22 protein-coding genes and 1 other RNA gene are annotated in these 23,027 nt (G+C 32.7%); 21 read left to right on the plus strand and 2 right to left on the minus strand.

The annotated features are described in order from the left end of the window. The first annotated feature begins 34 nt into the window (after nucleotides 1-34). The 15 genes from aroB (at nucleotide 35) to ACP7BT_RS01950 (ending at nucleotide 15,390) form a co-directional block, all read left to right on the plus strand. Nucleotides 35-1,102 (plus strand): 3-dehydroquinate synthase, encoded by a 1,068-nt coding sequence (gene aroB / locus ACP7BT_RS01880; RefSeq protein ID WP_002483254.1) that lies wholly within the window; start codon nucleotides 35-37, stop codon nucleotides 1,100-1,102. 11 nt (nucleotides 1,103-1,113) lie between these two features. Further along, complete coding sequence (gene aroA / locus ACP7BT_RS01885; RefSeq protein WP_002483255.1) at nucleotides 1,114-2,412, plus strand: 3-phosphoshikimate 1-carboxyvinyltransferase; 1,299 nt, start codon at nucleotides 1,114-1,116, stop codon at nucleotides 2,410-2,412. A gap of 4 nt (nucleotides 2,413-2,416) precedes the next feature. Next, nucleotides 2,417-3,664 (plus strand): tetratricopeptide repeat protein, encoded by a 1,248-nt coding sequence (locus ACP7BT_RS01890; protein WP_002483256.1) that lies wholly within the window; start codon nucleotides 2,417-2,419, stop codon nucleotides 3,662-3,664. 20 nt (nucleotides 3,665-3,684) lie between these two features. Further along, nucleotides 3,685-4,245, plus strand: a complete 561-nt coding sequence (locus ACP7BT_RS01895) for a YpiB family protein (RefSeq protein WP_011303072.1) — start codon at nucleotides 3,685-3,687, stop codon at nucleotides 4,243-4,245. Nucleotides 4,246-4,249: 4 nt separating this feature from the next. Further along, nucleotides 4,250-4,849 (plus strand): DUF1405 domain-containing protein, encoded by a 600-nt coding sequence (locus ACP7BT_RS01900; RefSeq protein WP_041080663.1) that lies wholly within the window; start codon nucleotides 4,250-4,252, stop codon nucleotides 4,847-4,849. Nucleotides 4,850-4,888: 39 nt separating this feature from the next. Beyond that, entirely contained in the window at nucleotides 4,889-5,584 is a 696-nt protein-coding gene (locus tag ACP7BT_RS01905) for a zinc metallopeptidase (RefSeq protein ID WP_011303074.1), read from the plus strand. A 273-nt stretch (nucleotides 5,585-5,857) separates the two neighbouring features. Then, nucleotides 5,858-6,175, plus strand: coding sequence for a nucleotide pyrophosphohydrolase (locus tag ACP7BT_RS01910; protein ID WP_037538413.1), 318 nt, complete (start codon nucleotides 5,858-5,860; stop codon nucleotides 6,173-6,175). A gap of 32 nt (nucleotides 6,176-6,207) precedes the next feature. After that, nucleotides 6,208-7,356, plus strand: a complete 1,149-nt coding sequence (gene bshA / locus ACP7BT_RS01915; protein ID WP_069821997.1) for an N-acetyl-alpha-D-glucosaminyl L-malate synthase BshA — start codon at nucleotides 6,208-6,210, stop codon at nucleotides 7,354-7,356. Next, nucleotides 7,349-8,548, plus strand: a complete 1,200-nt coding sequence (locus tag ACP7BT_RS01920; RefSeq protein ID WP_002483262.1) for a CCA tRNA nucleotidyltransferase — start codon at nucleotides 7,349-7,351, stop codon at nucleotides 8,546-8,548. The genes bshA and ACP7BT_RS01920 overlap by 8 nt, the downstream gene beginning before the upstream one ends. Then, nucleotides 8,541-9,512 (plus strand): biotin--[acetyl-CoA-carboxylase] ligase, encoded by a 972-nt coding sequence (locus ACP7BT_RS01925; protein WP_037538417.1) that lies wholly within the window; start codon nucleotides 8,541-8,543, stop codon nucleotides 9,510-9,512. Before ACP7BT_RS01920 ends, ACP7BT_RS01925 begins: the two co-directional genes overlap by 8 nt. Before the next feature lie 26 nt (nucleotides 9,513-9,538). After that, complete coding sequence (locus ACP7BT_RS01930) at nucleotides 9,539-12,241, plus strand: helicase C-terminal domain-containing protein (protein ID WP_041080666.1); 2,703 nt, start codon at nucleotides 9,539-9,541, stop codon at nucleotides 12,239-12,241. A 91-nt stretch (nucleotides 12,242-12,332) separates the two neighbouring features. Further along, complete coding sequence (asnS, locus tag ACP7BT_RS01935) at nucleotides 12,333-13,625, plus strand: asparagine--tRNA ligase (RefSeq protein WP_002483265.1); 1,293 nt, start codon at nucleotides 12,333-12,335, stop codon at nucleotides 13,623-13,625. A gap of 92 nt (nucleotides 13,626-13,717) precedes the next feature. Then, complete coding sequence (locus ACP7BT_RS01940) at nucleotides 13,718-14,404, plus strand: DnaD domain-containing protein (protein ID WP_002483266.1); 687 nt, start codon at nucleotides 13,718-13,720, stop codon at nucleotides 14,402-14,404. Continuing rightward, entirely contained in the window at nucleotides 14,394-15,053 is a 660-nt protein-coding gene (gene nth, locus ACP7BT_RS01945; protein WP_011303081.1) for an endonuclease III, read from the plus strand. Before ACP7BT_RS01940 ends, nth begins: the two co-directional genes overlap by 11 nt. Nucleotides 15,054-15,057: 4 nt before the next feature. Then, the gene (locus ACP7BT_RS01950) at nucleotides 15,058-15,390 is read left to right on the plus strand and encodes a YpoC family protein (RefSeq protein WP_002483268.1); all 333 of its coding nucleotides are present in this window, start codon (nucleotides 15,058-15,060) and stop codon (nucleotides 15,388-15,390) included. Nucleotides 15,391-15,836: 446 nt separating this feature from the next. On the opposite strand, the gene ACP7BT_RS01955 is transcribed toward ACP7BT_RS01950, so the two are convergent. Together ACP7BT_RS01955 and recU are read right to left on the minus strand one after the other, a co-directional pair. Next, on the minus strand, nucleotides 15,837-18,011 hold the full coding sequence (locus ACP7BT_RS01955; protein ID WP_041080668.1) for a transglycosylase domain-containing protein: 2,175 nt from the start codon (nucleotides 18,009-18,011) through the stop codon (nucleotides 15,837-15,839). Continuing rightward, on the minus strand, nucleotides 18,008-18,634 hold the full coding sequence (recU, locus tag ACP7BT_RS01960; RefSeq protein WP_002483270.1) for a Holliday junction resolvase RecU: 627 nt from the start codon (nucleotides 18,632-18,634) through the stop codon (nucleotides 18,008-18,010). Before recU ends, ACP7BT_RS01955 begins: the two co-directional genes overlap by 4 nt. A gap of 248 nt (nucleotides 18,635-18,882) precedes the next feature. Between recU and ACP7BT_RS01965 the strand changes: the two genes are divergently transcribed. From ACP7BT_RS01965 to rarD, 6 genes are all read left to right on the plus strand, one after another. Further along, on the plus strand, nucleotides 18,883-19,221 hold the full coding sequence (locus ACP7BT_RS01965) for a DUF1798 family protein (protein WP_002483271.1): 339 nt from the start codon (nucleotides 18,883-18,885) through the stop codon (nucleotides 19,219-19,221). Then, nucleotides 19,218-19,784: a DUF1273 domain-containing protein gene (locus ACP7BT_RS01970; protein WP_002483272.1), complete on the plus strand. Its 567-nt coding sequence runs from the start codon at nucleotides 19,218-19,220 to the stop codon at nucleotides 19,782-19,784. Before ACP7BT_RS01965 ends, ACP7BT_RS01970 begins: the two co-directional genes overlap by 4 nt. A gap of 11 nt (nucleotides 19,785-19,795) precedes the next feature. Beyond that, complete coding sequence (gpsB, locus tag ACP7BT_RS01975; RefSeq protein WP_002483273.1) at nucleotides 19,796-20,149, plus strand: cell division regulator GpsB; 354 nt, start codon at nucleotides 19,796-19,798, stop codon at nucleotides 20,147-20,149. 141 nt (nucleotides 20,150-20,290) lie between these two features. Next, an RNA gene (gene rnpB, locus ACP7BT_RS01980) (RNase P RNA component class B) lies at nucleotides 20,291-20,665 on the plus strand. A 162-nt stretch (nucleotides 20,666-20,827) separates the two neighbouring features. After that, nucleotides 20,828-21,961 carry a THUMP domain-containing class I SAM-dependent RNA methyltransferase gene (locus ACP7BT_RS01985; RefSeq protein WP_011303086.1) on the plus strand — a complete coding sequence of 378 codons (1,134 nt, stop codon included), beginning with the start codon at nucleotides 20,828-20,830 and terminating at the stop codon, nucleotides 21,959-21,961. Nucleotides 21,962-22,000: 39 nt separating this feature from the next. After that, a complete protein-coding gene (gene rarD, locus ACP7BT_RS01990; RefSeq protein WP_048787387.1) occupies nucleotides 22,001-22,906 on the plus strand; it encodes an EamA family transporter RarD in 906 nt (301 codons plus the stop codon). Nucleotides 22,907-23,027: the final 121 nt, after the last annotated feature.

Consider the following 23,027-nt stretch of genomic DNA (forward strand, 5'->3'; position numbering starts at 1 on the left):
AACTAAAAAATTCACAGATTATTGAGGTGATTACATGAAACTAGAAACAACTTATAAATCTAATAATTATCCTATCATTGTAGAACACCAAGCAATAGACCATTTACATCAGTTTATCAAAGACTATGAAGATGTCGTACTTGTGGTCGATGAACATGTAAACCATGATTGGCACGAGTTGTTAGATTTTATCACTTCTGAAAATAATGCACATAAATTGATCATTCCTTCAGGAGAAACGACAAAAACCTTATCATTTTATGAAAAAACCATCGAATCATTATTAGCTAAACAATTAACGCGTGATACATGTCTCATTGCGATCGGTGGTGGTGCTACTGGTGATTTCACAGGTTTTCTTGCTGCGACTTTATTAAGAGGTGTTGATTTCATTCAAGTTCCAACAACTATTTTGGCACATGATTCAAGTGTGGGTGGCAAGGTAGGGATTAATTCTAAACATGGTAAAAATCTAATAGGCGCTTTTTATAGACCTAAAGCTGTTATTTATGACCTGAATTTTTTAGAAACATTACCTTACACTGAGATATTAAGTGGTTATGCAGAAGTTTATAAACATGCCTTACTAAACGATATAACGTCTGTAAATAATATTGAAGCACAGTATCCAAATGAACAAGCACTTGCTTCGTTAAAGGATATTGAATATTTTCTATATAAAGGTATAGAAACAAAGCTAAATATTATTGTTCAAGATGAAAAAGAATCTAATGTACGTAAATATCTAAATTTGGGGCATACTTTTGGACATGCTGTTGAATATCAATTTAAAATCCCACATGGTCACGCCGTCATGATAGGTATAATTTATCAATTTATAGTTTCTAATATCATATTAAATACACATTATGATATTTCACATTATATTCAGTATTTAAAATCACTAAACTATCCGTTAGAAGTCATTCAATCATTTGAATTTAATTCATTGTATGGATTAATGTTAAAAGATAAAAAAAATGATCAACAAGGTGTGCAAATGGTGCTTTTAAATGCTATTGGGGATCCTCAAGTCAAACACGTAGATAAAGCCACACTTTCACAAGCTTTTGAAATATTCACAACACATTTTGAAAAGTAGGTGCCTAAAAATTGTCAAATAGTAAATTAGTAGAAATTAACGGACCACTTGTTGGGGAAATCGAAGTACCTGGCGATAAATCAATGACACATAGAGCGATTATGTTAGGTTCGCTTGCAACTGGAAAATCAACCATTTATAAGCCGCTTCTAGGTGAAGATTGTCTTCGTACAGTCGAAATATTTAAACTTCTAGGCGTTCAAATTGAAGTCAATGAAGATAAAATCGAAATTGATTCACCTGGCTATAAGTATTTCAAAACACCACACCAAGTGTTATATACTGGGAATTCTGGTACAACGACGCGTTTAGTCGCCGGATTATTATGCGGACTCGGCATAGAAACAGTCTTATCTGGGGACGAATCTATTGGTAAACGCCCAATGGATAGAATTATGAAACCATTAAGATACATGAATGCAAATATTACTGGAATTAATGATAATTATACGCCACTGATTATTAAACCTGCTTCTATCAGCGGTATTACTTATGAAATGGAAGTAGCCAGCGCACAAGTTAAAAGTGCAATTCTTTTTGCAAGTCTTTTTGCTAATGAACCAACGAAAATTAAAGAATTTGATACAACACGAAATCATACAGAAACGATGTTTGAACATTTCAATATACCTATTGCTGTAAATAATGACATTATTGAAATGCCAAGTCTTGGTATCGAACATATTAAACCTGCTGATTTTCACGTACCAGGTGACATATCGTCCGCAGCATACTTTATTGTTGCTGGCTTGATTACGCCGGGCAGTGATATTACAATTCACAATGTTGGCATTAACCCTACACGTTCAGGTATCATAGAAATCGTGACACAAATGGAAGGGAATATCACATTATTTAATCAAACAGATAATCCAGAACCAACAGCATCAATTCGCGTGCAATATTCACCTAATATGAAACCTATTCATATTGATGGTGACCTTGTACCTAGAGCGATTGATGAGATTCCAATTGTAGCCTTACTTTGTACGCAAGCGAATGGTACAAGTATTGTAAAAGAAGCGGAAGAACTTAAAGTTAAAGAAACAAACCGCATTGATACGACCGCAAATATGCTTAATTTGTTAGGGTTTACATTGCAACCAACGAATGATGGTTTAATCATCCACCCATCTGCATTTGAACAAACGGCGACAGTTAACAGTTTCACTGATCATCGTATTGGAATGATGTTAGCCATCGCGTCATTGTTATCAAATGAAGCACTACCAATCGAGCAATTTGATGCTGTCAATGTTTCTTTCCCAGGTTTCTTACCAAAGTTAAAACAATTAGAAAAAGAGGGATAATAGTATGGAAGATATCTACAAACTCATAGACGATATCAACTTACAAAAATTAGATAACCTAGATACACGGGTAAATGATGCATTAAGTTCCCCTAAAGACGATGCATTATTTATTCTTGGTGAAACGTTATATAATTATGGTTTAATGCCTCAGGGCTTAGAAGTGTTCCGTACGCTTTACCACAAATATCCTGATGAAAGTGAACTATTAATCTATTTCATCGAAGGGTTAATGTCTGAGAACCATACTGATGAAGCCTTAGAGTATTTAAGTGAAGTGGAAATATCCACTGAAAGATTAATGTTAGAAGCTGATTTATATCAACAATTAAATATGCTTGAAGTTGCAATTAGTAAACTTGATGAAGCAATTGACATTGAACCAAATGATCCAATTATTCATTATGCATTAGCAGAATTATTATACTTTGACGGACAGTATTTAAGAGCTACGTCTGAATACGAAACTGTCCTTGAAACAGGCGAATATGAAGTGAATGGCGTGAATTTATTTTCACGTCTAGCTGACTGTAGTTTGCAAAGTGGGAATTATAGCGATGCTATCAAAATGTTTGATGAAATTAGTGAAGACGAGATGGACTCTGAAGACTATTTTAAAAAAGCAATTGCTTATGAAAAAAATGATCTTACGCAAGAGGCAATTAATTTAGTACAGACTTTATTATCTAAAGATCCTGATTTCTTACAAGCTTATTTTTATTTACAACAATTATATGAAAATGAACACAACCATGCAGATGCAATTGAAATTGGTAAAGAAGGTTTACGCTTAACACAATTTTATAAAGAATTGATGGTCTCTACAGGAACAATTCAAATAGAGCATGGCGATGCAAATGAAGGTGTCCAATTGCTTATTCAAGCATTAGAAGTAGATAATGCATACCAAGAACCTTTACTAATATTAAGTGATTTATATAGACAAGAAGAAGATTACGAATCACTCATAGGATTACTACAATATGTTGACGAAGAAGACTTGGATCCTGTCTTTATGTGGCATCTTGCCTATGCACTTGGCCAAGAAGAACGAGATAAAGAAGCGCAACACTTTTTCGAATTAGCGTATACGACGTTACAAACACAATCAGCATTTTTAAGTGATTACTATTATTATTTGATTGAAATTGGCCAAATTAAACAAGCCAAAATGATTTTAGACCAATTATTAGAATTAGAGCCTAGTAATGAAACTTGGCACGACGAAGCTGAAAGATTACAATCTTTCTAAATTAGGAAAGGTGGGTTCGAATGACTTATACCCTACAACAATCTAAAGCAGCTTTTATTGAATACCTTCTATTTCATTATCAGTTTAAATCTAGAATTAGTGTATGGGTATTGAATTTAATCAAGTCATCACCGAATTTATTGCAACAAATACACTTTGTAGATGCACGTATTCCAAATCATAACACACTAGAAATAGCTACAGAAAATACGGTAGAGCCTGCAATAAGATTTACACTAGACAATCAACAATTAATCAATAGCAATGAAATCTTTGAATTTATAGCAAATGATGCTTTGTCTTTTGATATAAAAGTATATTTTAGCGACACGCAAAAAAGAGATTATAAATTAGATAATTTATTGTTAACACAATTACTCAATTCACCTTATTATGCTGTATATATGCAAGATATATACAGCATTCCTTTATCGAAGCAAAGTGAGACTTCTATTATTTCTCATTTACAAGATAATATTGATTTAAGTTTACAATTACATGATAAAGCGTTGTTTTATCAATTATCACAAATCCTTAATACGTTTAAATTAAGAAATGTAAATACATCAACGAGGGACTGACGCTATGAATATAAAAACGTTATGGCATGCAATGATATATCATAAGGGTGTGCTTTACTTCTTACTTATTTGTAATTTACTAGGAACGGCATATGGTTATATATGGTACGGTAGTCAACTTAGTGTTACTGATATACAATTTAAGGCCTTTGTACCTGATAGTCCGACTGCATCACTGTTTCTATGTATTATCATTCTGGCCTATATATTCGGTAAACAAATACCCATTTTTGAGGCTTTGGCCTTTGTATCGCTTATTAAATACGGTGTTTGGGCAGTCATTATGAATATCATCATGTTTATACAATACGATGCAGTAACGATTACGGGTTGCATGCTTATACTATCGCATGGCGTAATGGCAGTTGAAGCATTCGTCTTTTATCCAAGGTTTAAAATATCTATTTCTGCATTTATTATTGCTATGATCTGGGTATTTCATAACGATATTATCGATTACGTTTTTATGCAGTATCCCTATTATGATTTTATCGCGAGTCATATTGAAGGTGTTGCTTATCTCGCTTTCTGGTTGAGTATTATTCCGTTAATTCTATATTTAAATTTAACTCGATTTGAAAAAGATAAAATATTTGACCACTAATGAAGGACACAGTAAAATGTTTATAAAGGAGTGAGGTTTTTGTCTTTTATCTATATGATTATATACTTTGTTATATTAATGGTACTGCCTCTTTGGGCGCAGCACAAAGTTAAATCTAATTATGAAAAATATTCACAAGTCAGATCTACAAGCGGAAAGACGGGTCAAGAAGTAGCTTTAGAAATACTTCATGCTAATGGCATTTACGATGTTGATGTTGTAGAAGGACAAGGTTTCTTAACGGACCATTACGATCCACGTAAGAAAGTACTTGTACTATCTCCAGCTAACTTTAGCAGACCTTCAGTCGCTGGTACTGCTATTGCTGCACACGAAGTTGGTCATGCAATTCAACATGCGCAGGGCTATTTCTTCTTGAGATTCAGAACTTCTTTAGTACCGCTTGCTAATATTGGTAGTTCAATCGGCTATTTAGCTGTATTTGCAGGTATTATTTTAACAAGCTTACAAAGTACTTTAGGTTCTACAGCACTATGGATTGGTATAGCATTTATGTCATTTGCAGTATTGTTCTCAATTGTCACATTACCAGTTGAATTCAATGCTAGTAGTAGAGCAATGAAACAAATTCAAAGTTTAGATATCGTAAATGAAAAAGAATATCGTCATGCTAAAAAAGTACTTACAGCTGCTGCAATGACTTATGTTGCATCAACTGCAGTTGCTTTAGCAGAACTTGCAAGATTTATTCTAATTGCTAGATCAAGTGATTAATATAATTGATTCCCAAACATCTTTGATGTTTGGGTTTTTTTATGTGCTAATTCTTAAATTTTCTCATAATCAAAATACGACCGTTGTAATACAATTATTGAGTTGCTTATGTATAGTACATTTTTCCTCATCTAGATACACAAGTATCCTACTGCTTTCTAAATATATTTTTTCACAATCAAGCATAAGCCTTAACTGTTGCAGGAATAATGCATGAAACATAAAATTAGTCTATACTATAAAAGAAACCGTTAGAAATGAGAGGCATATATTATGAAATCTATGAAAGAAATGCAAACCGAAGTAGATGACTATATTGGACAGTTTAAAACAGGATATTTTTCTCCATTAGCGAACCTAGCGCGCTTAACTGAAGAAGTCGGGGAACTTTCAAGAGAAATCAATCATGTATATGGTGAGAAAAAGAAAAAAGCTTCAGAAGATGATAATACAATTAAAGCAGAATTAGGAGATAACTTATTTGTCTTAATGTGTATTGCCAATTCTTTAGATATCGATTTAACTGAAAGCTTTGATGAGACGATGGAGAAATTTAATACACGTGACAAAAATCGTTTCGAACGAAAATAATTTTACATGAATGAGAAAGGATGTACCGCCTTATGAAAATAGGCATCACTTGTTATCCATCTATGGGTGGTTCAGGCATTATAGCTACAGAATTAGGTATCAAACTCGCTGAGCGTGGTCATGATATTCACTTTATTACATCTAATATACCGTTTAGAATAAGAAAGCCTTTACCAAATATGACGTTCCATCAAGTTGAAGTAAACCAATATGCTGTTTTTCAATATCCACCCTATGATATAACACTGAGTACAAAAATCGCTGAAGTCATCAATGAATATGACTTAGATGTGCTACATATGCATTATGCTGTGCCTCATGCTGTGTGTGGTATATTAGCAAAACATATGTCACAAAAAGATATAAAAATAATGACGACCTTACACGGTACTGATATTACAGTGCTCGGTTATGACCATTCTTTAAAAAATGCAATTAAATTCGGTATTGAGGGCAGCGATGTGGTGACGAGTGTAAGTCAATCACTTGCACAACAAACTTATGATATCATCGAAACTGATAAAGAGATTGTCCCTATATATAATTTTGTAAGAGAAAAAGAATTTCCTACCAAACTCAATACACCAACTTCAGAGGATGAACAACTAAAAGCTTGTTACGGTATCCATCCTGATGAAAAAGTACTGATTCATGTGTCCAATTTTAGATCAGTGAAACGTATCGATACGATTATTGATACATTTGCAAGAGTGCATAAAGCTATCCCTTCTAAATTAATCTTACTTGGCGATGGCCCTGAACTTATGGATATGAAAGAAAAAGCACGTCAACTTAATTTAGAAGATGCAGTGTTGTTTTTAGGTAAGCAAAATTGGGTGAGTCAATTCTATCAAATTTCAGACTTAGTTCTATTATTGAGTGAAAAAGAAAGCTTTGGATTAACATTGCTTGAAGCTATGAAATCTGGTGTGGTTCCAATTGGTTCAACTGCAGGTGGTATTAAAGAAGTAATTAAACATGAAGATACTGGATATATCGTTAATGTTGGAGACGATGAAGCTGCAAGTGCGTATTCGATTCAGTTACTAACTAATCCTGAACTATATCACGAAATGCAAACGCGAATGCTAGAAGATGTTGCAAACAGATTTTCATCTGATTTAATTGCAGATCAATATGAGTATTATTACAAAAAAATGTTAGAGGGTAACAATGACTAATTCTTTATTTGAAACAGCCAAACCAATTCTAGAAAAATTACAAGCTCATCATTTTCAAGCCTATTTTGTTGGTGGCTCTGTGCGTGACTATCTTATGAATAGACCCATTCATGATATCGATATTACAACGAGTGCAACGCCGGATGAAATTGAAACAGTATTTGATAAGACCATACCTATTGGGAGAGAACATGGCACAATTAATGTGATATACAAAGGCGAGCAGTATGAGGTTACAACTTTTCGTTCTGAGGGTGATTATGATGATCACCGTAGACCTAATGAGGTCTTTTTTGTTAGAAACTTATATGATGATGTACAGCGCAGAGATTTTACAATGAATGCAATTGCGATGGATATTAATTATCAAATCTTTGATTACTTTGAAGGACAGCAGGATATTAAACATCAACTCATTAGAACTGTTGGTAATCCTGATGAACGCTTTGATGAAGATGCATTAAGAATTATCAGAGGCTTACGTTTTCAATCACAATTTGGCTTTCACTTAGAAGAAGCTACTTTTACCGCGATGTTCAACCACATTGCAGATATTAAATATTTGGCAATTGAACGCATTGTTGTTGAATTAAAGAAACTAACAAATGGTGACTTTGTATCGAAAAGTTTTAATAATTTAAAGCATTTTATGGCTTTTAAATATATTCCATTTTTCAAACACTACGACATCACCAAATTCACATTACGTAATGCCATGCCTTTTACGACGTTTGTAGCGTTTTTAATATCTCAACAGCGTGAAATAGATGCGAATATTGCTGATTTAAAAGTGAGCAACAATGAAAAAAAACGTATTAAAACATTAGTTCAACTTATCGATCAAATAGATGAAGTACAAACAAAATCACAATTAAAATTATTTGTTTATGACTATGGAAAAAAAGATATACTAGAAGTATTAAGCTATTTAGATGAATTAAAACGAAATCGTATTACATCTATATCACCATTAATAGTTAACGACCAAACAGTTACTGAAGTTGCAAAACAATTACCGATGCTGTCAAGAAGTGAAATGGATATCAATGGGAAAGATATATTAGAAATAGCGAATAAAAAAAGCGGACCATGGCTCAAAGAAACCTTACGTGAAGTCGAATACGCTATAATATCAGGTGAAGTAGTCAATTTCAAACCTGAACTTAAAAAGTGGGTGAAAACACGTGTCTAAATATAGTAAAGCAGTTGTCTATATGTTATACCAATATGAATCTGAATACATTTCTGGCCAATTTATTGCTGAGCAACTTTCTATATCAAGAACAGCTGTAAAGAAAGTCATTGATCAATTAAAAGAAGAAGGGTGTCAGATAGAATCCATTAATCATAAAGGACATCACTTAATTCAATTACCAGATAAATGGTACAAAGGTATCGTTATGCCAACCATTCAATCTCAACATTTATTTGAACATGTTGACGTATTCGATCAAGTAGAGTCCACACAATTATTAGCGAAACAAAAATTAGTAGGCAATACAGATACGTTTTTAATCCTAAGTGATGAACAAACGAAAGGAAAAGGCCGTTTCAATAGACCGTGGGCTTCAGCCAAAGGAAAAGGGCTTTGGATGTCAATTGTTTTACGACCAGATGTACCTTTCGATATGATAACTAAGTTTAATTTATTTATGGCGCTTGGTATAAGAGATGCTATTCAACAATTTAGTAAAAGTGATGTTTCTGTAAAGTGGCCTAATGATATTTATATCAATAATCAAAAAGTCTGTGGCTTTTTAACCGAAATGGTTGCTAATAGTGACGGTATTGAAGCTGTTATATGTGGTATTGGCATTAATATGAATCAAGAACCAAGCGATTTTACTGGTGAATTAGCTCAAAAAGCAACCAGTATTAGAATACACAAGAAAGATAAAGTGAATCGTTATGATTTTTTAGAAGTGCTTATTTCACAAATCGAGTATCGATATAAACAATTTATTAAAGAACCATTTTCATCTATTCGTGATGAATACATAGCTACTTCAAATATATGGCACAAACAGTTAAGATTCACTGAAAATAATGTTCAATTTAAAGGTGAAGCCATTGATATAGATGATAATGGATTTTTAATTGTTTTAGATGAGAATAAACAACAACACCAATTGATGAGCGCTGATATTGAATTATAACTCAAATAATGAAAGGAGGAAGTAGAATGGCAAAACCTTGCTATGCTGTCGTAGATTTAGAAACTACAGGCAACCAATTAGATTATGATGAAATTATTCAAATAGGCATAACATTTGTGCGTGAAAATAAAATTATTGGAACGTATCACTCCATGATTAAAACAGATTTAGAAATTCCTCCTTTTATTCAAGCTTTAACTTCAATTGAAGAAGATATGTTAAATCAAGCACCGTATTTTCATGAAATTGCAGAAGATATATACAAACAAATAGATGGTTGTATATTTGTAGCGCATAATGTGGCGTTTGATTTAAATTTTATCAAGAAATCATTTAAACAATGCCATATCAATTATCGTCCAAAGAAAGTCATGGATACGTTAGAATTATTCAAAGTTGCTTTCCCAACGGATAAAAGCTATCAATTAAGCGAACTAGCTGAAGTACATGGGATTATCTTAAACAATGCCCATAGAGCTGATGAAGACGCTGCCACAACGGCACAACTGATGATTATTGCATTCGAAAAATTTGAATCTTTACCATTAGATACACTTAAGCAACTTTATTACCTAAGTAAAAATCTAAAATACGATTTACATGATATTATATTTGAAATGGTGCGAAATTATGATGAACAAACGCTTAGTGATCGATTTGATCAATTCGAACAAATCATATATAAAAAACAAATAGATTTTAAAGCACCAACCGTACAATTCGGTGGTAACTTAAAAGCACTATACACTTTAGTGACTAAAGAACTGGGGTTAACATATCGCCCTCAACAATTATATTTATCTGAAATTATATTGGAACAACTCATGCATAGTGAAAAAGCAATGATTGAAGCCCCTTTAGGAAGCGGTAAGTCATTTGCTTATCTACTTGCCTCACTGATGTATAATATCGAAACTGGCAAACATGTCATGATTTCTACAAATACAAAATTATTACAAAACCAATTATTAGAAAAGGATATTCCTGCGATTAAAAAAGCATTAGATTTCAAAATAAATGCGACGCTAATCAAAAGCAAACGTGACTACATCGCTTTAGGGTTAATAAGTCAAATACTTAAAGAAGAATCTAGTAATTATGAAGTTTGCATTTTGAAGATGCAATTACTGATTTGGATTACGGAAACAGACACGGGTGATATTCAGGAATTAGATTTAAAAGGCGGACAAAAAATGTATTTCGAACAAAAACTCGAAACCTATGTTCCAGTCCGTAATGATATACATTATTTTAATTTTATTAAGCGCAATGCACAAAACATTCAAATTGGTATCACAAACCATGCCCACTTAATTCACGCAGCTCACGATAACTCCATTTATCAATTATTTGATGATTGTATTATAGATGAAGCACATAGGCTGCCAGATTATGCTTTAAATCAAGTAACTAATGAATTGAGTTACGCAGATATTAAATATCAGTTAGGGTTGATTGGTAAGACTGAAAATGAAAAGTTACTAAAATCTATAGATCTACTTGAACAGCAACGTATTCTCGAAAAATTAGACATACCACCTATAGATGTTTTTGGCTTAAAAACGACTGTGAATGAGATACATGATTTGAATGAACAATTGTTTACAACGATGTATGATATTATTCAATCTTCTGAAATACAAGATGATGAAGTCCATAAACTTCATTTCGTATATCACTTTGATGTCACACCTATATTAAACGACTTACATGCCATTATTCACAAATTAAACATGACGTTAGAATTCTTTAATGGTATGAGCCATAAATCAATTAAATCAGTGAGAAAGCAATTTCTATATATTAATGATCGTTTTAAAGATATTGAACAAAGTCTTAAAAATAAACACACATGTTATTTATCTATCAAAAATTTAAATCAGAAATCTACTATAAGACTTAATGTTAAAGATTACGATGTTAAAGAAATCCTCACGAAGCAAGTGCTCGATAAATTCAAATCACTAACATTTATTTCAGGGACACTAACATTCAATCATTCCTTTGAGAACTTTAAACAATGGTTTAATAAAGATATTGAATTTAACACATATGAAATTGATACGACCGTAACATCACCGAATCAAACGACTGTCTTTATACCAAATGATGTATCATCTTATAATTATAAGAATATTAACGATTATGTAAGTTCCATTGTTAATTATGTAATTGAATACGTATCTGTTGTAGAATCCAAATGTCTGATCCTATTTACGAGTTATAAAATGATGCATATGGTTCAAGAATTAATAAATGAATTGCCTGAATTTGAAGATTATGTTGTATTAACACAACAACAGAACCAAAACTATAAGATTGTCCAACAATTTAATAGTTTTAATAAAGCCATATTGTTAGGTACAGGTACATTTTTTGAAGGCTTCGATTTTCAGTCAAATGGCATTAAATGTGTCATGATTGCTAAATTACCGTTTATGAACCAAAATAATACTAAATATTGGTTGATGGAGTCTGAGTTTACTTCTACATTCAAAGAATATGTGTTACCTGATGCTGTGACACGCTTTAGACAAGGGCTAGGTAGATTAATTCGTAGTGAAAATGATAAAGGCATTATCGTATCTTTTGATGACCGTTTAATTCGTAGTAATTACAAACAGTTTTTTGAACAATCATTAGAACAATATCGTCAGAAAAAAGGGGATATTAAGCAATTTTCTATACTCCTTAAAAAATTAAAAAAAGAAAACGCTAAGAAACCATAAACATAGCACAAGCAACTAGAACTTATATATGGATTTTGTTAAAATATATAAGGATAAAAAAAGTAGAATACACTATTATAGGAGACTGGTTATGAATACAACGATAAAAGAAGCAAAACAGTATATTGGCCAAGAAGTTACAATCGGTGCTTGGTTAACGAATAAACGTTCAAGTGGTAAGATTGCTTTCTTACAATTAAGAGATGGCACAGGATTTATCCAGGGTGTTGTTGCTAAAGCTGAAGTAGATGAAGAGATATTCCAAAAAGCAAAAGAAATTACACAAGAGTCATCATTATATGTGACAGGTGTAATTAGCGAAGATAATCGTTCTGATATCGGTTACGAAATGCAAGTTAAATCAATAGAAGTAATATCTGAAGCACATGATTATCCAATTACGCCTAAAAATCATGGTACAGAATTTTTAATGGATCATCGTCATCTATGGTTACGTTCAAAAAAACAACATGCGGTTATGAAAATCAGAAATGAAATTATTCGTGCCACATACGAATTCTTTAATGATAACGGATTTACAAAAATTGATCCGCCTATCTTAACAGCAAGTGCACCAGAAGGTACAAGTGAATTATTCCATACAAAATACTTTGACCAAGATGCTTTCTTATCTCAAAGTGGCCAACTATATATGGAAGCCGCTGCAATGGCACACGGAAGAGTATTCTCATTTGGTCCTACATTCCGTGCAGAAAAATCTAAAACACGTCGTCACTTAATTGAATTCTGGATGATAGAACCAGAAATGGCATTTTGTGAACACGCACAAAGTTTAGAAGTACAAGAACAATATGTCACTCATGTTGTTAAATCAGTATTGAATCATTGCAAATTAGAACTAAAAGCGCTAGACAGAGATACATCTAAATTAGAAAAAGTAACAACACCATTCCCACGTATAACTTACGCTGATGCTGTTATTTTCTTAAAAGAACAAGGTTTTGATGATATAGAGTGGGGTGAAGATTTCGGTGCACCACACGAAACAGCGATTGCTAATCACTATGATTTACCGGTGTTCATCACGAATTATCCAACTAAAATCAAACCATTCTATATGCAGCCTAATCCAGAAAATGAGGACACTGTTTTATGTGCAGACTTAATTGCACCAGAAGGTTATGGTGAAATTATAGGTGGTTCTGAACGTATTAATGATCTTGAATTACTTAAAGAACGACTAAGTCAATTCGAATTAGATGCTGAAAGTTATAGTTATTATTTAGATTTACGTCGTTATGGTAGTGTGCCACATAGTGGCTTTGGCTTAGGTTTAGAAAGAACTGTAGCTTGGTTATCAGGCGTTGAACACGTTCGTGAAACAGCACCATTCCCACGCTTATTAAACCGTTTATACCCATAATTTATTTTAGAATATGTGTCAAAAACGTCCAGTCTAGTTATCAATGGCTGGACGTTTTTATAACATGAATATAGAACAGGAGGTATCTATCTTTGAATAGTGAACAACTTAAAATACGGCCCGTCATTATTAGACGTGAACTGTTAGATCATTATAACCAACTTGGGATAAATGAAGCTGAATTGGTTATATTAATTAAGCTATTACATGCCTCTGAATCTTCAAACAAACAACCTTCTATTGAATCCTTGCAGCAAGGGACGACATTCGGCTCTAGAGAAGTCACAACTATCATCCAAAGTTTAATACAACATGATTTACTTGAATTAAAGGTTGAGAAAGATGAAGAAGGTAAATTTACTGAATATATGAACCTCAACCAATTCTATGTGAAATTAAGTGAGATAATGGAACAAGTAAATATTAAAGTAGAAGAAGAGAATACGGAAGTTGAATTTAATGTTTTATTTCAACAAATTGAACAAGCCTTTGGTAGACCGTTATCTCCGTTTGAAATCGAAACGTTAAACCAATGGTTAGATATTGATAAACATGAATTAAGTGTCATTCAAGCTGCTCTAGATGAAGCGACGAGCCAGAATAAGTTAAGTTTTAAATATATCGATCGTATTTTATTAAATTGGAAAAAAAATAATGTAAAAACAATTGAAGATTCTAAAAAAATTAGTCGCCAATTCAATCAACCTAAAATGAAGCATACAATTAAAAAAGTGCCTAAATTCGACTGGCTGAACGGGGAGAATCCAAATGATAAGTAATAAAAAAGCATTAGAAATGGTTGATGTCATAGCAAATATGTTTCCAAATGCTGAATGTGAGCTCAAACATGACAATCCTTTCGAATTAACGATTGCTGTGTTATTATCAGCTCAAACGACGGATGTTTCTGTTAATAAATTAACAAAAGATTTATTTCAAAAATACAAAACACCTGAAGATTACTTAAATGTAGATATTTCTGAATTAGAAAATGATTTGCGTACCATTGGTCTATATAGAAACAAAGCGAAAAATATTCAAAAATTATGTCGTTCTTTGTTGGATCAATTTGATGGTGAAATTCCACATACGCATGCTGAATTAGAAAGTTTGGCTGGCGTAGGTAGAAAAACCGCTAATGTAGTTATGAGTGTTGCTTTTGGCGAACCATCTTTAGCAGTTGATACACACGTTGAAAGAATATCTAAACGTTTAGGCATTTGTAGATGGAAAGATAACGTGAGACAAGTTGAAGATAAGTTATGCCACGTTGTACCAAGAGAGCGCTGGAATAAAACACATCACCAACTTATATTCTTTGGTCGTTATCACTGTCTTGCTAGAAGTCCAAAGTGTGATGTTTGTCCGTTATTTAATGATTGTAGAGAAGGTCAAAAACGCTATAAAGCCAATTTGAAAGAGGCGTAATTTTATGATTACAAAAGAAGACTTTACTGAATTAGAAGCTCAAATTGATCAATATGCGAAATCAAAGCAATTGAAATCATCAGAAGCTAAATTAAAATTAGATGACTATTTTGCTTTAATCGAACAATATTTTAAACAGATTAATCATATCCAAACTATAAATTTTTCAGATTTAGATGCATACCCTGTAGTGCCAATGAATTTTGAAGAACGTTATCATTATATGATTGCTAGAAAATATCATTTTATGGGCTACAGTCAAATGAAAACTTTAAAATCTGAACTTATAAAAATGAATGCTTCTTATCAAATTAGAAGCAAAAACCGAAAATTATAGTTACTTTGTTCATATTGCTCGATTTGTAGATAATTTAAGGCATAAGGCACTCTATTTTAAAACTATGTTATAGTCATTTTAAAATGAGGTGTCTTATTTTTGAATATGAACACACATTTTTCACTAATTTTGTAACGAATGCATACAGCTAGAAAAATAGTATAAATAAGATTCTCTAGACTTCGAGACATACCACAATTCTGCTATGCGCAGCCGAGATCATAAACTTCTAAATATAAAGCGTACGCATCCATATATGATGGATGCGTACGCTTTTTTATAATTGCTATTTGTAATATAAGTACTTATTGCAAATGCAGTTATTTAATTAAGTGATTGCTATCAAAAAATGAATACTTAGTGTTATTTAAAGATATCCTTATTTTCAAAAAAATACCCGGTAGCCAAATGAAATGGCATACCGGGTATGAGTGTAGCTAAATGAATTAACGTGCTGCACTTTGTTGGTTACTTGAGTTGTTTGTATTACTAGTTGAATTATTATTACTTGAATTAGAAGATGATGAACTGTTACTGCTACCACCTTGACCCTGAGGTTTATTACTAGTGGTATTATCATCTGGTTTACCTTTAACAGATAAATCATCTTTTGAGTCTCCAGAAACTGAATCTGGTTTAGAGAAATCTTTGCCATCTTTTGGTGAAATACTTTCCATGACATCTTCTAATAAGTATTGTGGGTATTCTTGTTCTTCATGGCCTATAAATGAGTTTGTACCGCCTTGTTTAACTTCATTGAATCCCATCCATACTGACATACTGTATTTAGGTGTGAAACCATTAATCCAAACATCTTTCGCTGCATCGTCTGGCAGATTATATTGTTGATAAGTTTGTTCACCATAAGTACCTGTACCAGTTTTGGCTGCTAGATTAACGCCAGATACACCATGACCGTATGCAGAACCATATGCTTCAAATGTACCTTTAAGTACTTCTGCTAACATATATGATGTTGAGTCTTTCATAGCTTTTTTACTAGTATGATCGTATTCAACCGTTTCGCCATCTTGTTTGACAACTTTTTTAATAGAGTGGGCATTGTTATATTCACCACCATTAGCAATTGCAGCAAATGCAGAAGCTAATTGAGTAGGAGAGAATTCAGATGCTGAACCACCTAATACTTCAGATGGACCAATGTCTCCTTCATAATCTAACCCAACTTTTTTAGCAAAATCTTTTGGTGCATCGTTTCCGGCATTTTCTTTAGTTGATTGCCATGCTTTAAGTGCTGGAATATTAAAACTTTCACGTAATGCATCATAAAGTTTTACCGTACCGTGGCTCTTAGTATCATAGTTTCTAAATGTTACACCATCTACTTGATAAGATTCTTCATCTTGAATCGCATGGTTCGTTGCCCATGACATATTTTCAATTGCAGGACCATACGCTAAGAATGGTTTCAGTGAAGAACCAGTAGGGTGGGCATCAGTTGCTAAGTTTCTATCTACAATATCTTTATAATTTCTACCACCAGATATTGCGACAAGGCCACCATTTTCACTATCTACAATAGAAGAACCAACTTGTTGGTCTTCATTTTTATAATAGCTACCATTATTCACTCGATCTTGTAATGTTTGTTGAACATCTTTGTCCATATTCGTATAAATCTTAACGCCGCTATTTAATACAGAACCTAAATCTTCATCTTTAAATTCTTTATTATTCATAAGTTCAGATTTCACAAAGTTTACATATGAATCGTATGCCTCGTTTGAATTATCTTCACTTACTTCGCGATCTTCAGATGAACGTTGGACCAGATTGTCTTGTAAAGAAGTATTTTGTGCTTCTTCTTTTTGTTTCTTAGTAATTCTATTATGATATTCCATTAAATAAAGTACTGTATCTTTACGAGACTCAGCTTCTTTAGGATGATCATAAATGTTATAAGTATTTGGTACTTGTGGTAAACCAGCAAGATAAGCAGATTCCGCTAAATTCAAGTCTTTCAAATCTTTATTGAAATAATATTTAGCAGCAGCTTTCACGCCGTATACACCATCAGAGTAGTAAATTTTATTTAAGTACATCTCAAAAATTTCATCTTTACTATACTCTTGTTCTAATCTGTAGGACAAGTAAGCTTCTTGAGCTTTACGTGCAATTGATTTTTGATCTGTTAAGAATGAACGTTTAACTACTTGTTGTGTTAATGTTGATGCACCTTGTGAACCAAAGCCACCAGTGACGTTCTTAGCTACAGCACCAAAGAGACGTTTGTAATCAAGTGCTCCATGATCATAGAATCGATTATCCTCAGTAGCTAAAACAGCTTCTTTCATTGTCTTAGGTACTTCGTCTAAATCGACATGCTCTCGTCGTTGCCCATTATCGATTGTTTTAACTAAATCGCCATCTTTATCATAAATCTTAGCTGGCACGGGATCTTTTAATTTTGCTTCATTAAATGCAGGAGATTTCCAAGCATAATATGCAAACAACAAGATTCCTATTAAAGCTAGAACGATAAAGGCTATAATTAGAAACCCAAATATCTTAATAATCGTTCGTTTTATATTCCTATTCTTTTTTTGCTCGGACTTTCCATTCTTATTATTAGATTGAGAAGTCCTCTTTTTCTCCGTCATACGCGGTCCTCACTTTCATCTAATATCAACTTATCAACTGTTTTGAGATAATTCAATCGTGGTTGATACTGATAAGGAATATAGTAACCATTTTTTCTTATTTCTTCAACCGTTACCGACTTTTTAATCTCTTGAATGTGTCTCTCCCAAAACTTTTTGAAATTTGCATATGGGAGCAAATACACTTCATCGAGCGATTTAAAGCGAATTAATAAAAATACAATCCCTTGTTGTTGATAACATGCTTCCATATGTCGAACTTGATGTTCATGCATATTATTTAAAGGGAATGATGTTTTATTTTTTGTTTCTTTTGCTTCAAAATCTAAATAACGACCATGATAAATACCATTATAGTCTGTTGTCGACGGCGTTCTAAAATAAGCCTCATTTATTACTGCCTTACTTCTCATAGGATAATGAACATTCACTATCTGTATCGGGGTAGGCTTCTTATGTATTACAGCAATACCTCGATTTAAATAATAATCATTCGACAGTTCGATATCTTTTTCAAGTGACATACCTCTGCCACCATAATCAATTTTACTCGTTTGTCCCTTATGAGTTCGTCCGACCTGAGACTTATTTCTATTAAATGGCTTTCCATTTGGATAATTCATTTATTTTCACCACTTTAGTTTGGTCATCCAAAACCTGTTTCATTATACATGACTTTAGCAAATTTTTCCAAACTATGAAATATGAACCAATGTATTTATAAATACATCACATACATTTTAACGTGCTTTGCTCAATTAAACAATATTTGAAACAAAATAAAATAGTTAATCATATAAATGTTAAACGACACTTTAAAAATGACGAAGTAGGTCATTTATGGTAAATTTGTGAAGTAGGGGGAATCCTCATGCAACAACTATTAATGCAATTATTAAATGATGTTTTGAAAATGGTAGAAAAATACGAGACTGCCAAATCAACTGGCGAAGATTACGATTTTTATGTTGAGGTTGTACCATTCACAAATGATATTGATCAACAACTTAAAAAGCTAGTTACATATGAGCAACAAGTAATTCAATTACAATATATGAATAAACAAAAATTCGATTTACTTATTTCAAATATTGAATCTTTATCTGTTGAATGTCACTTTAAACGTACGAGCAGAAAATTATTTAATGAAAAAGTAAAGGCTGTTCAATATGATTTAAGCTACATACAAAGAAATGAGCAATTTTTATGATTAAAACTGTATATGTTACTGGATATAAGTCGTTTGAACTTAATATTTTTAAAGATGATGCACCTGAAGTTTCCTATTTAAAAAAATTTATTGAACATAAATTAAAACAGTTGATTGAAGAAGGCTTAGAATGGGTATTGATACAAGGACAGATGGGTATAGAGCTATGGACAGCAGAGGTCGTGTTAGCGTTGAAAGCAACCTATCCAGATTTAAAATTAGGAATTATCACACCGTTTTATGGTCATATTGATAGATGGAACGAACAAAATCAAGCAAAATATAATCATATTGCGCATCATGCTGATTTTGTTGATAGCGTATTCCATTCTTCATATGAAGGGCCTCATCAATTTAAACAAACCGATCAATTTATGTTAGCACATTCTGATACAACGCTTTTGATTTATGATGAGGAACAAGAAGCTAGTCCAAAGTTCTTTAAGCAGATGTTAGTTGATTTTATGGAAAAAACAAATTATACTTGTGATATTGTGACGTTCGATGAGTTAACTGAATTCATCAACGACTTGCAGTGGTCTCAAGAGCAAAGTTTCGAATGAGGTGGAGAAAAATGTCAGAAGTTTCATTAAAATTATCAGCAAAAGATATTTATGAAAAAGATTTTGAAAAAACTATGACGCGTGGTTATAGAAGGGAAGAAGTAGATGCTTTCTTAGACGACATCATAGCTGATTATCAAAAAATGGCAGATTTAGATAATGAAGTAGTTAAACTTTCAGAAGAAAACAACAAATTAAAAAAAGAACTTGAAGAGTTAAGATTACGTGTAGCAACATCGAGACCACAAGAAAATAAAAACTTCTCTTCAAACAACAATGCTACAACTAAGAATAATAGTAGTAACAACAATGTTGATATATTAAAAAGAATATCCAACCTAGAAAAAGCTGTTTTCGGTAAATAATCAACTATTATCACATAGAGAATATGATGATGACCGTAGATATAGCAGCATCTACATAAAGATAAGTTTTGAATTCGTTCAAAACTTATCTTATTTTTTATTTGTTTAGGCTATAAAATAATGATATACTTCTAAAGATGGTGTTTCGGGTAATCGCTATAGCGATATAGAGGAAAGTCCATGCTCACACAATCTGAGATGATTGTAGTGTTCGTGCTTGATGAAACAATAAGTCAAGGCATTAAGTTGACGGCAACGAAATAACCTAAGTCCTTAGATAAGGTTAGATTAGTTTGAAAGTGCCACAGTGACGGAGCTTTTGCAGAAATGCAAAAGGTGGAACGCGGTAAACCCCTCGAGTGAGCAATCCAAATTAGGTAGGAGCACTTATTTAACGGAATTCAACGTATATATAAGACATACTTTTAAAAGTATGTAGACAGATGGTTACCACCTGCGTACGAGTGTTTCTAGTACACGTTAGCAGTACAATGGTACAAAACATGGCTTACAGAAATATCATCACTAGACCCAAGCTCTCCCAAATCGGAGAGCTTTTTTCATTGCTATAATCTATTAAAAACCTACGTTCCATACACATCTTTAGGCAATGTCATATCTATTTAAAATAACTTTTGATAAAATAAAAGCAAATCATTATAAAGAAGGAGCAAAACAATGTATCAATTACTAGCAGTATGCCCAATGGGATTAGAAGCAGTTGTAGCTAAGGAAATTCAGGAATTAGGTTACGACACAACTGTTGAAAATGGTAGAATCTTTTTTGAAGGCGACGAAACTGCCATTGTTAAATGTAATTTATGGTTACGCACAGCAGATAGAATCAAAATTGTTGTTGGCCAATTTAAAGCCACAACCTTTGATGAATTATTTGAAAAAACAAAGGCACTACCTTGGGAAACGCTCATTGAACAAGATGGTAATTTCCCAGTACAAGGTCGAAGTGTTAAATCTACATTATTTAGTGTACCTGATTGCCAAGCCATCGTGAAAAAAGCAATCGTTGAGCGTTTGAGACGTGCATATCAAGCAAGTGGCTGGTTAAATGAAACGGGCGCTAAATATCCAATTGAAGTAGCCATTTTAAAAGATAATGCACTTTTAACTATAGATACTTCTGGTTCAGGTTTAAATAAACGTGGTTATCGTTTAGCGCAAGGTGAAGCTCCTATCAAAGAAACACTTGCTGCTAGCCTTATCCGTTTAGCGAACTGGACAGGTGACACACCTTTAGTGGATCCATTTTGTGGTTCTGGTACGATAGCAATTGAAGCATGTTTAATCGCTCAAAATATTGCGCCTGGATTTAACCGTGATTTCGTTTCTGAGAATTGGGATATTATGCCAGATCGTTTATATGATGAAATGAGAGATGAAGCTGATCAACAAGCGAATTATGACCGTAAATTAGAAATTTATGCATCTGATATCGATCCTGAAATGATAGAAATAGCACGAAGGAATGCTGAAGAAGTTGGATTAGCCGACATCATTCAGTTTAGTGTTAAAGATGTTAATACACTTACCATTGATGAAGATAAACCTATGGCTTTAATAGGCAATCCACCTTATGGTGAACGTATCGGGGATAGAGATAAAGTAGAAGAAATGTACCGATACATCGGAGAACTTATGCAACAACATTCACAACTATCTACATATATTCTTACAAGTAGTACAGAATTCGAATTTTTAGTAAATAAAAAAGCGACTAAACGTAGAAAACTATTTAATGGTTATATTGAATGTACATATTACCAATATTGGGGAGACAAAAAGCCTCGTTCTTAGTTTTTAGTGCAATTAGTATTTTGGAAAGCGGTGACTCAATTGAATACAGAATTTAAAAAAGGCTTTTTCTTTGCGTTCGGAGCATATATTCTTTGGGGTATACTCCCTATATATTGGGAATTAATTAGTGATATTGGTGCATTTGAAATATTAGCATTTAGAATTGTATTATCGATGGTGTTTATGTTATTCATCTTAATCATAACGAAAAATACGGCTCCATTTAAACGGGATATTAAACAACTTTTTACAAATCCTATCCAACTTATTGCTATCATTGCAGCGGGTTATGTTATTACAATAAATTGGGGTACTTTTATATGGGCCGTTACAAATGGACATGTACTTCAGTCAAGTTTAGGTTATTATATCAATCCACTGGTCAGTATTTTGTTGGCGCTTATATTTTTAAAAGAACGTTTTAATAAGCTTGAATGGATAGCCATAGGCCTAGCGGTTATCGGAGTACTCTATATGACGTTGAAAATGGGCGTCTTCCCAGGCATTTCATTGTTACTTGCAGGTTCTTTTGGTGTCTATGGATTAATTAAAAAAATAGTCCCTATCGATGCAATAAGTAGCATTACAATTGAATGTATTGTTACTGCTCCCGCTGGATTCATTTATTTATGGTATATTTGGCAAAATGGTGGTTTATCTTTTGGGATGAATAGTTCTTCATTTTGGTTAATCTTCTCAGGTGCGGTTACAGCTGTACCACTTATTTTGTTCTCGGCAGGTGCAAGACGTATTCCTTTATCTTTAACTGGTTTTATTCAGTACATAGGACCAACTTTAATGTTTATACTAGGAATATTTTTATTCAAAGAACCATTTGATATTGATCAATTAATCACATTTGTATTTATATGGATTGGTATTATTATATATAGTATTTCTCAATATTTTAAAATTAAGAAAGATAAAAATCCGATCATTCATTAGCCTTACTAAAAGTCTCTGTTCGTCGTTGCGAATAAGAGGCTTTTTTAATACCTTAAAATCTAAGCGTATACAATCGAATTCATTGATTACGTTTAAGTAGTTAGAAATAGGATAACTATAA

Origin of the sequence: Staphylococcus sp. Y174-1, from assembly GCF_049897865.1 — a bacterium.
Taxonomy (GTDB): domain Bacteria; phylum Bacillota; class Bacilli; order Staphylococcales; family Staphylococcaceae; genus Staphylococcus; species Staphylococcus saprophyticus.

What these genes read in the sequence shown, in the direction of transcription:
- aroB (WP_002483254.1), top strand. Translation starts at nt 35, where the DNA reads ATGAAACTAGAAACAACTTATAAATCTAATAATTATCCTATCATTGTA.
- ACP7BT_RS01890 (WP_002483256.1), top strand. Translation starts at nt 2,417, where the DNA reads ATGGAAGATATCTACAAACTCATAGACGATATCAACTTACAAAAATTA.
- ACP7BT_RS01895 (WP_011303072.1), top strand. Translation starts at nt 3,685, where the DNA reads ATGACTTATACCCTACAACAATCTAAAGCAGCTTTTATTGAATACCTT.
- ACP7BT_RS01900 (WP_041080663.1), top strand. Translation starts at nt 4,250, where the DNA reads ATGAATATAAAAACGTTATGGCATGCAATGATATATCATAAGGGTGTG.
- ACP7BT_RS01910 (WP_037538413.1), top strand. Translation starts at nt 5,858, where the DNA reads ATGAAATCTATGAAAGAAATGCAAACCGAAGTAGATGACTATATTGGA.
- bshA (WP_069821997.1), top strand. Translation starts at nt 6,208, where the DNA reads ATGAAAATAGGCATCACTTGTTATCCATCTATGGGTGGTTCAGGCATT.
- ACP7BT_RS01920 (WP_002483262.1), top strand. Translation starts at nt 7,349, where the DNA reads ATGACTAATTCTTTATTTGAAACAGCCAAACCAATTCTAGAAAAATTA.
- ACP7BT_RS01930 (WP_041080666.1), top strand. Translation starts at nt 9,539, where the DNA reads ATGGCAAAACCTTGCTATGCTGTCGTAGATTTAGAAACTACAGGCAAC.
- asnS (WP_002483265.1), top strand. Translation starts at nt 12,333, where the DNA reads ATGAATACAACGATAAAAGAAGCAAAACAGTATATTGGCCAAGAAGTT.
- nth (WP_011303081.1), top strand. Translation starts at nt 14,394, where the DNA reads ATGATAAGTAATAAAAAAGCATTAGAAATGGTTGATGTCATAGCAAAT.
- ACP7BT_RS01950 (WP_002483268.1), top strand. Translation starts at nt 15,058, where the DNA reads ATGATTACAAAAGAAGACTTTACTGAATTAGAAGCTCAAATTGATCAA.
- ACP7BT_RS01955 (WP_041080668.1), bottom strand. Translation starts at nt 18,011, where the DNA reads ATGACGGAGAAAAAGAGGACTTCTCAATCTAATAATAAGAATGGAAAG.
- recU (WP_002483270.1), bottom strand. Translation starts at nt 18,634, where the DNA reads ATGAATTATCCAAATGGAAAGCCATTTAATAGAAATAAGTCTCAGGTC.
- ACP7BT_RS01965 (WP_002483271.1), top strand. Translation starts at nt 18,883, where the DNA reads ATGCAACAACTATTAATGCAATTATTAAATGATGTTTTGAAAATGGTA.
- ACP7BT_RS01970 (WP_002483272.1), top strand. Translation starts at nt 19,218, where the DNA reads ATGATTAAAACTGTATATGTTACTGGATATAAGTCGTTTGAACTTAAT.
- gpsB (WP_002483273.1), top strand. Translation starts at nt 19,796, where the DNA reads ATGTCAGAAGTTTCATTAAAATTATCAGCAAAAGATATTTATGAAAAA.
- ACP7BT_RS01985 (WP_011303086.1), top strand. Translation starts at nt 20,828, where the DNA reads ATGTATCAATTACTAGCAGTATGCCCAATGGGATTAGAAGCAGTTGTA.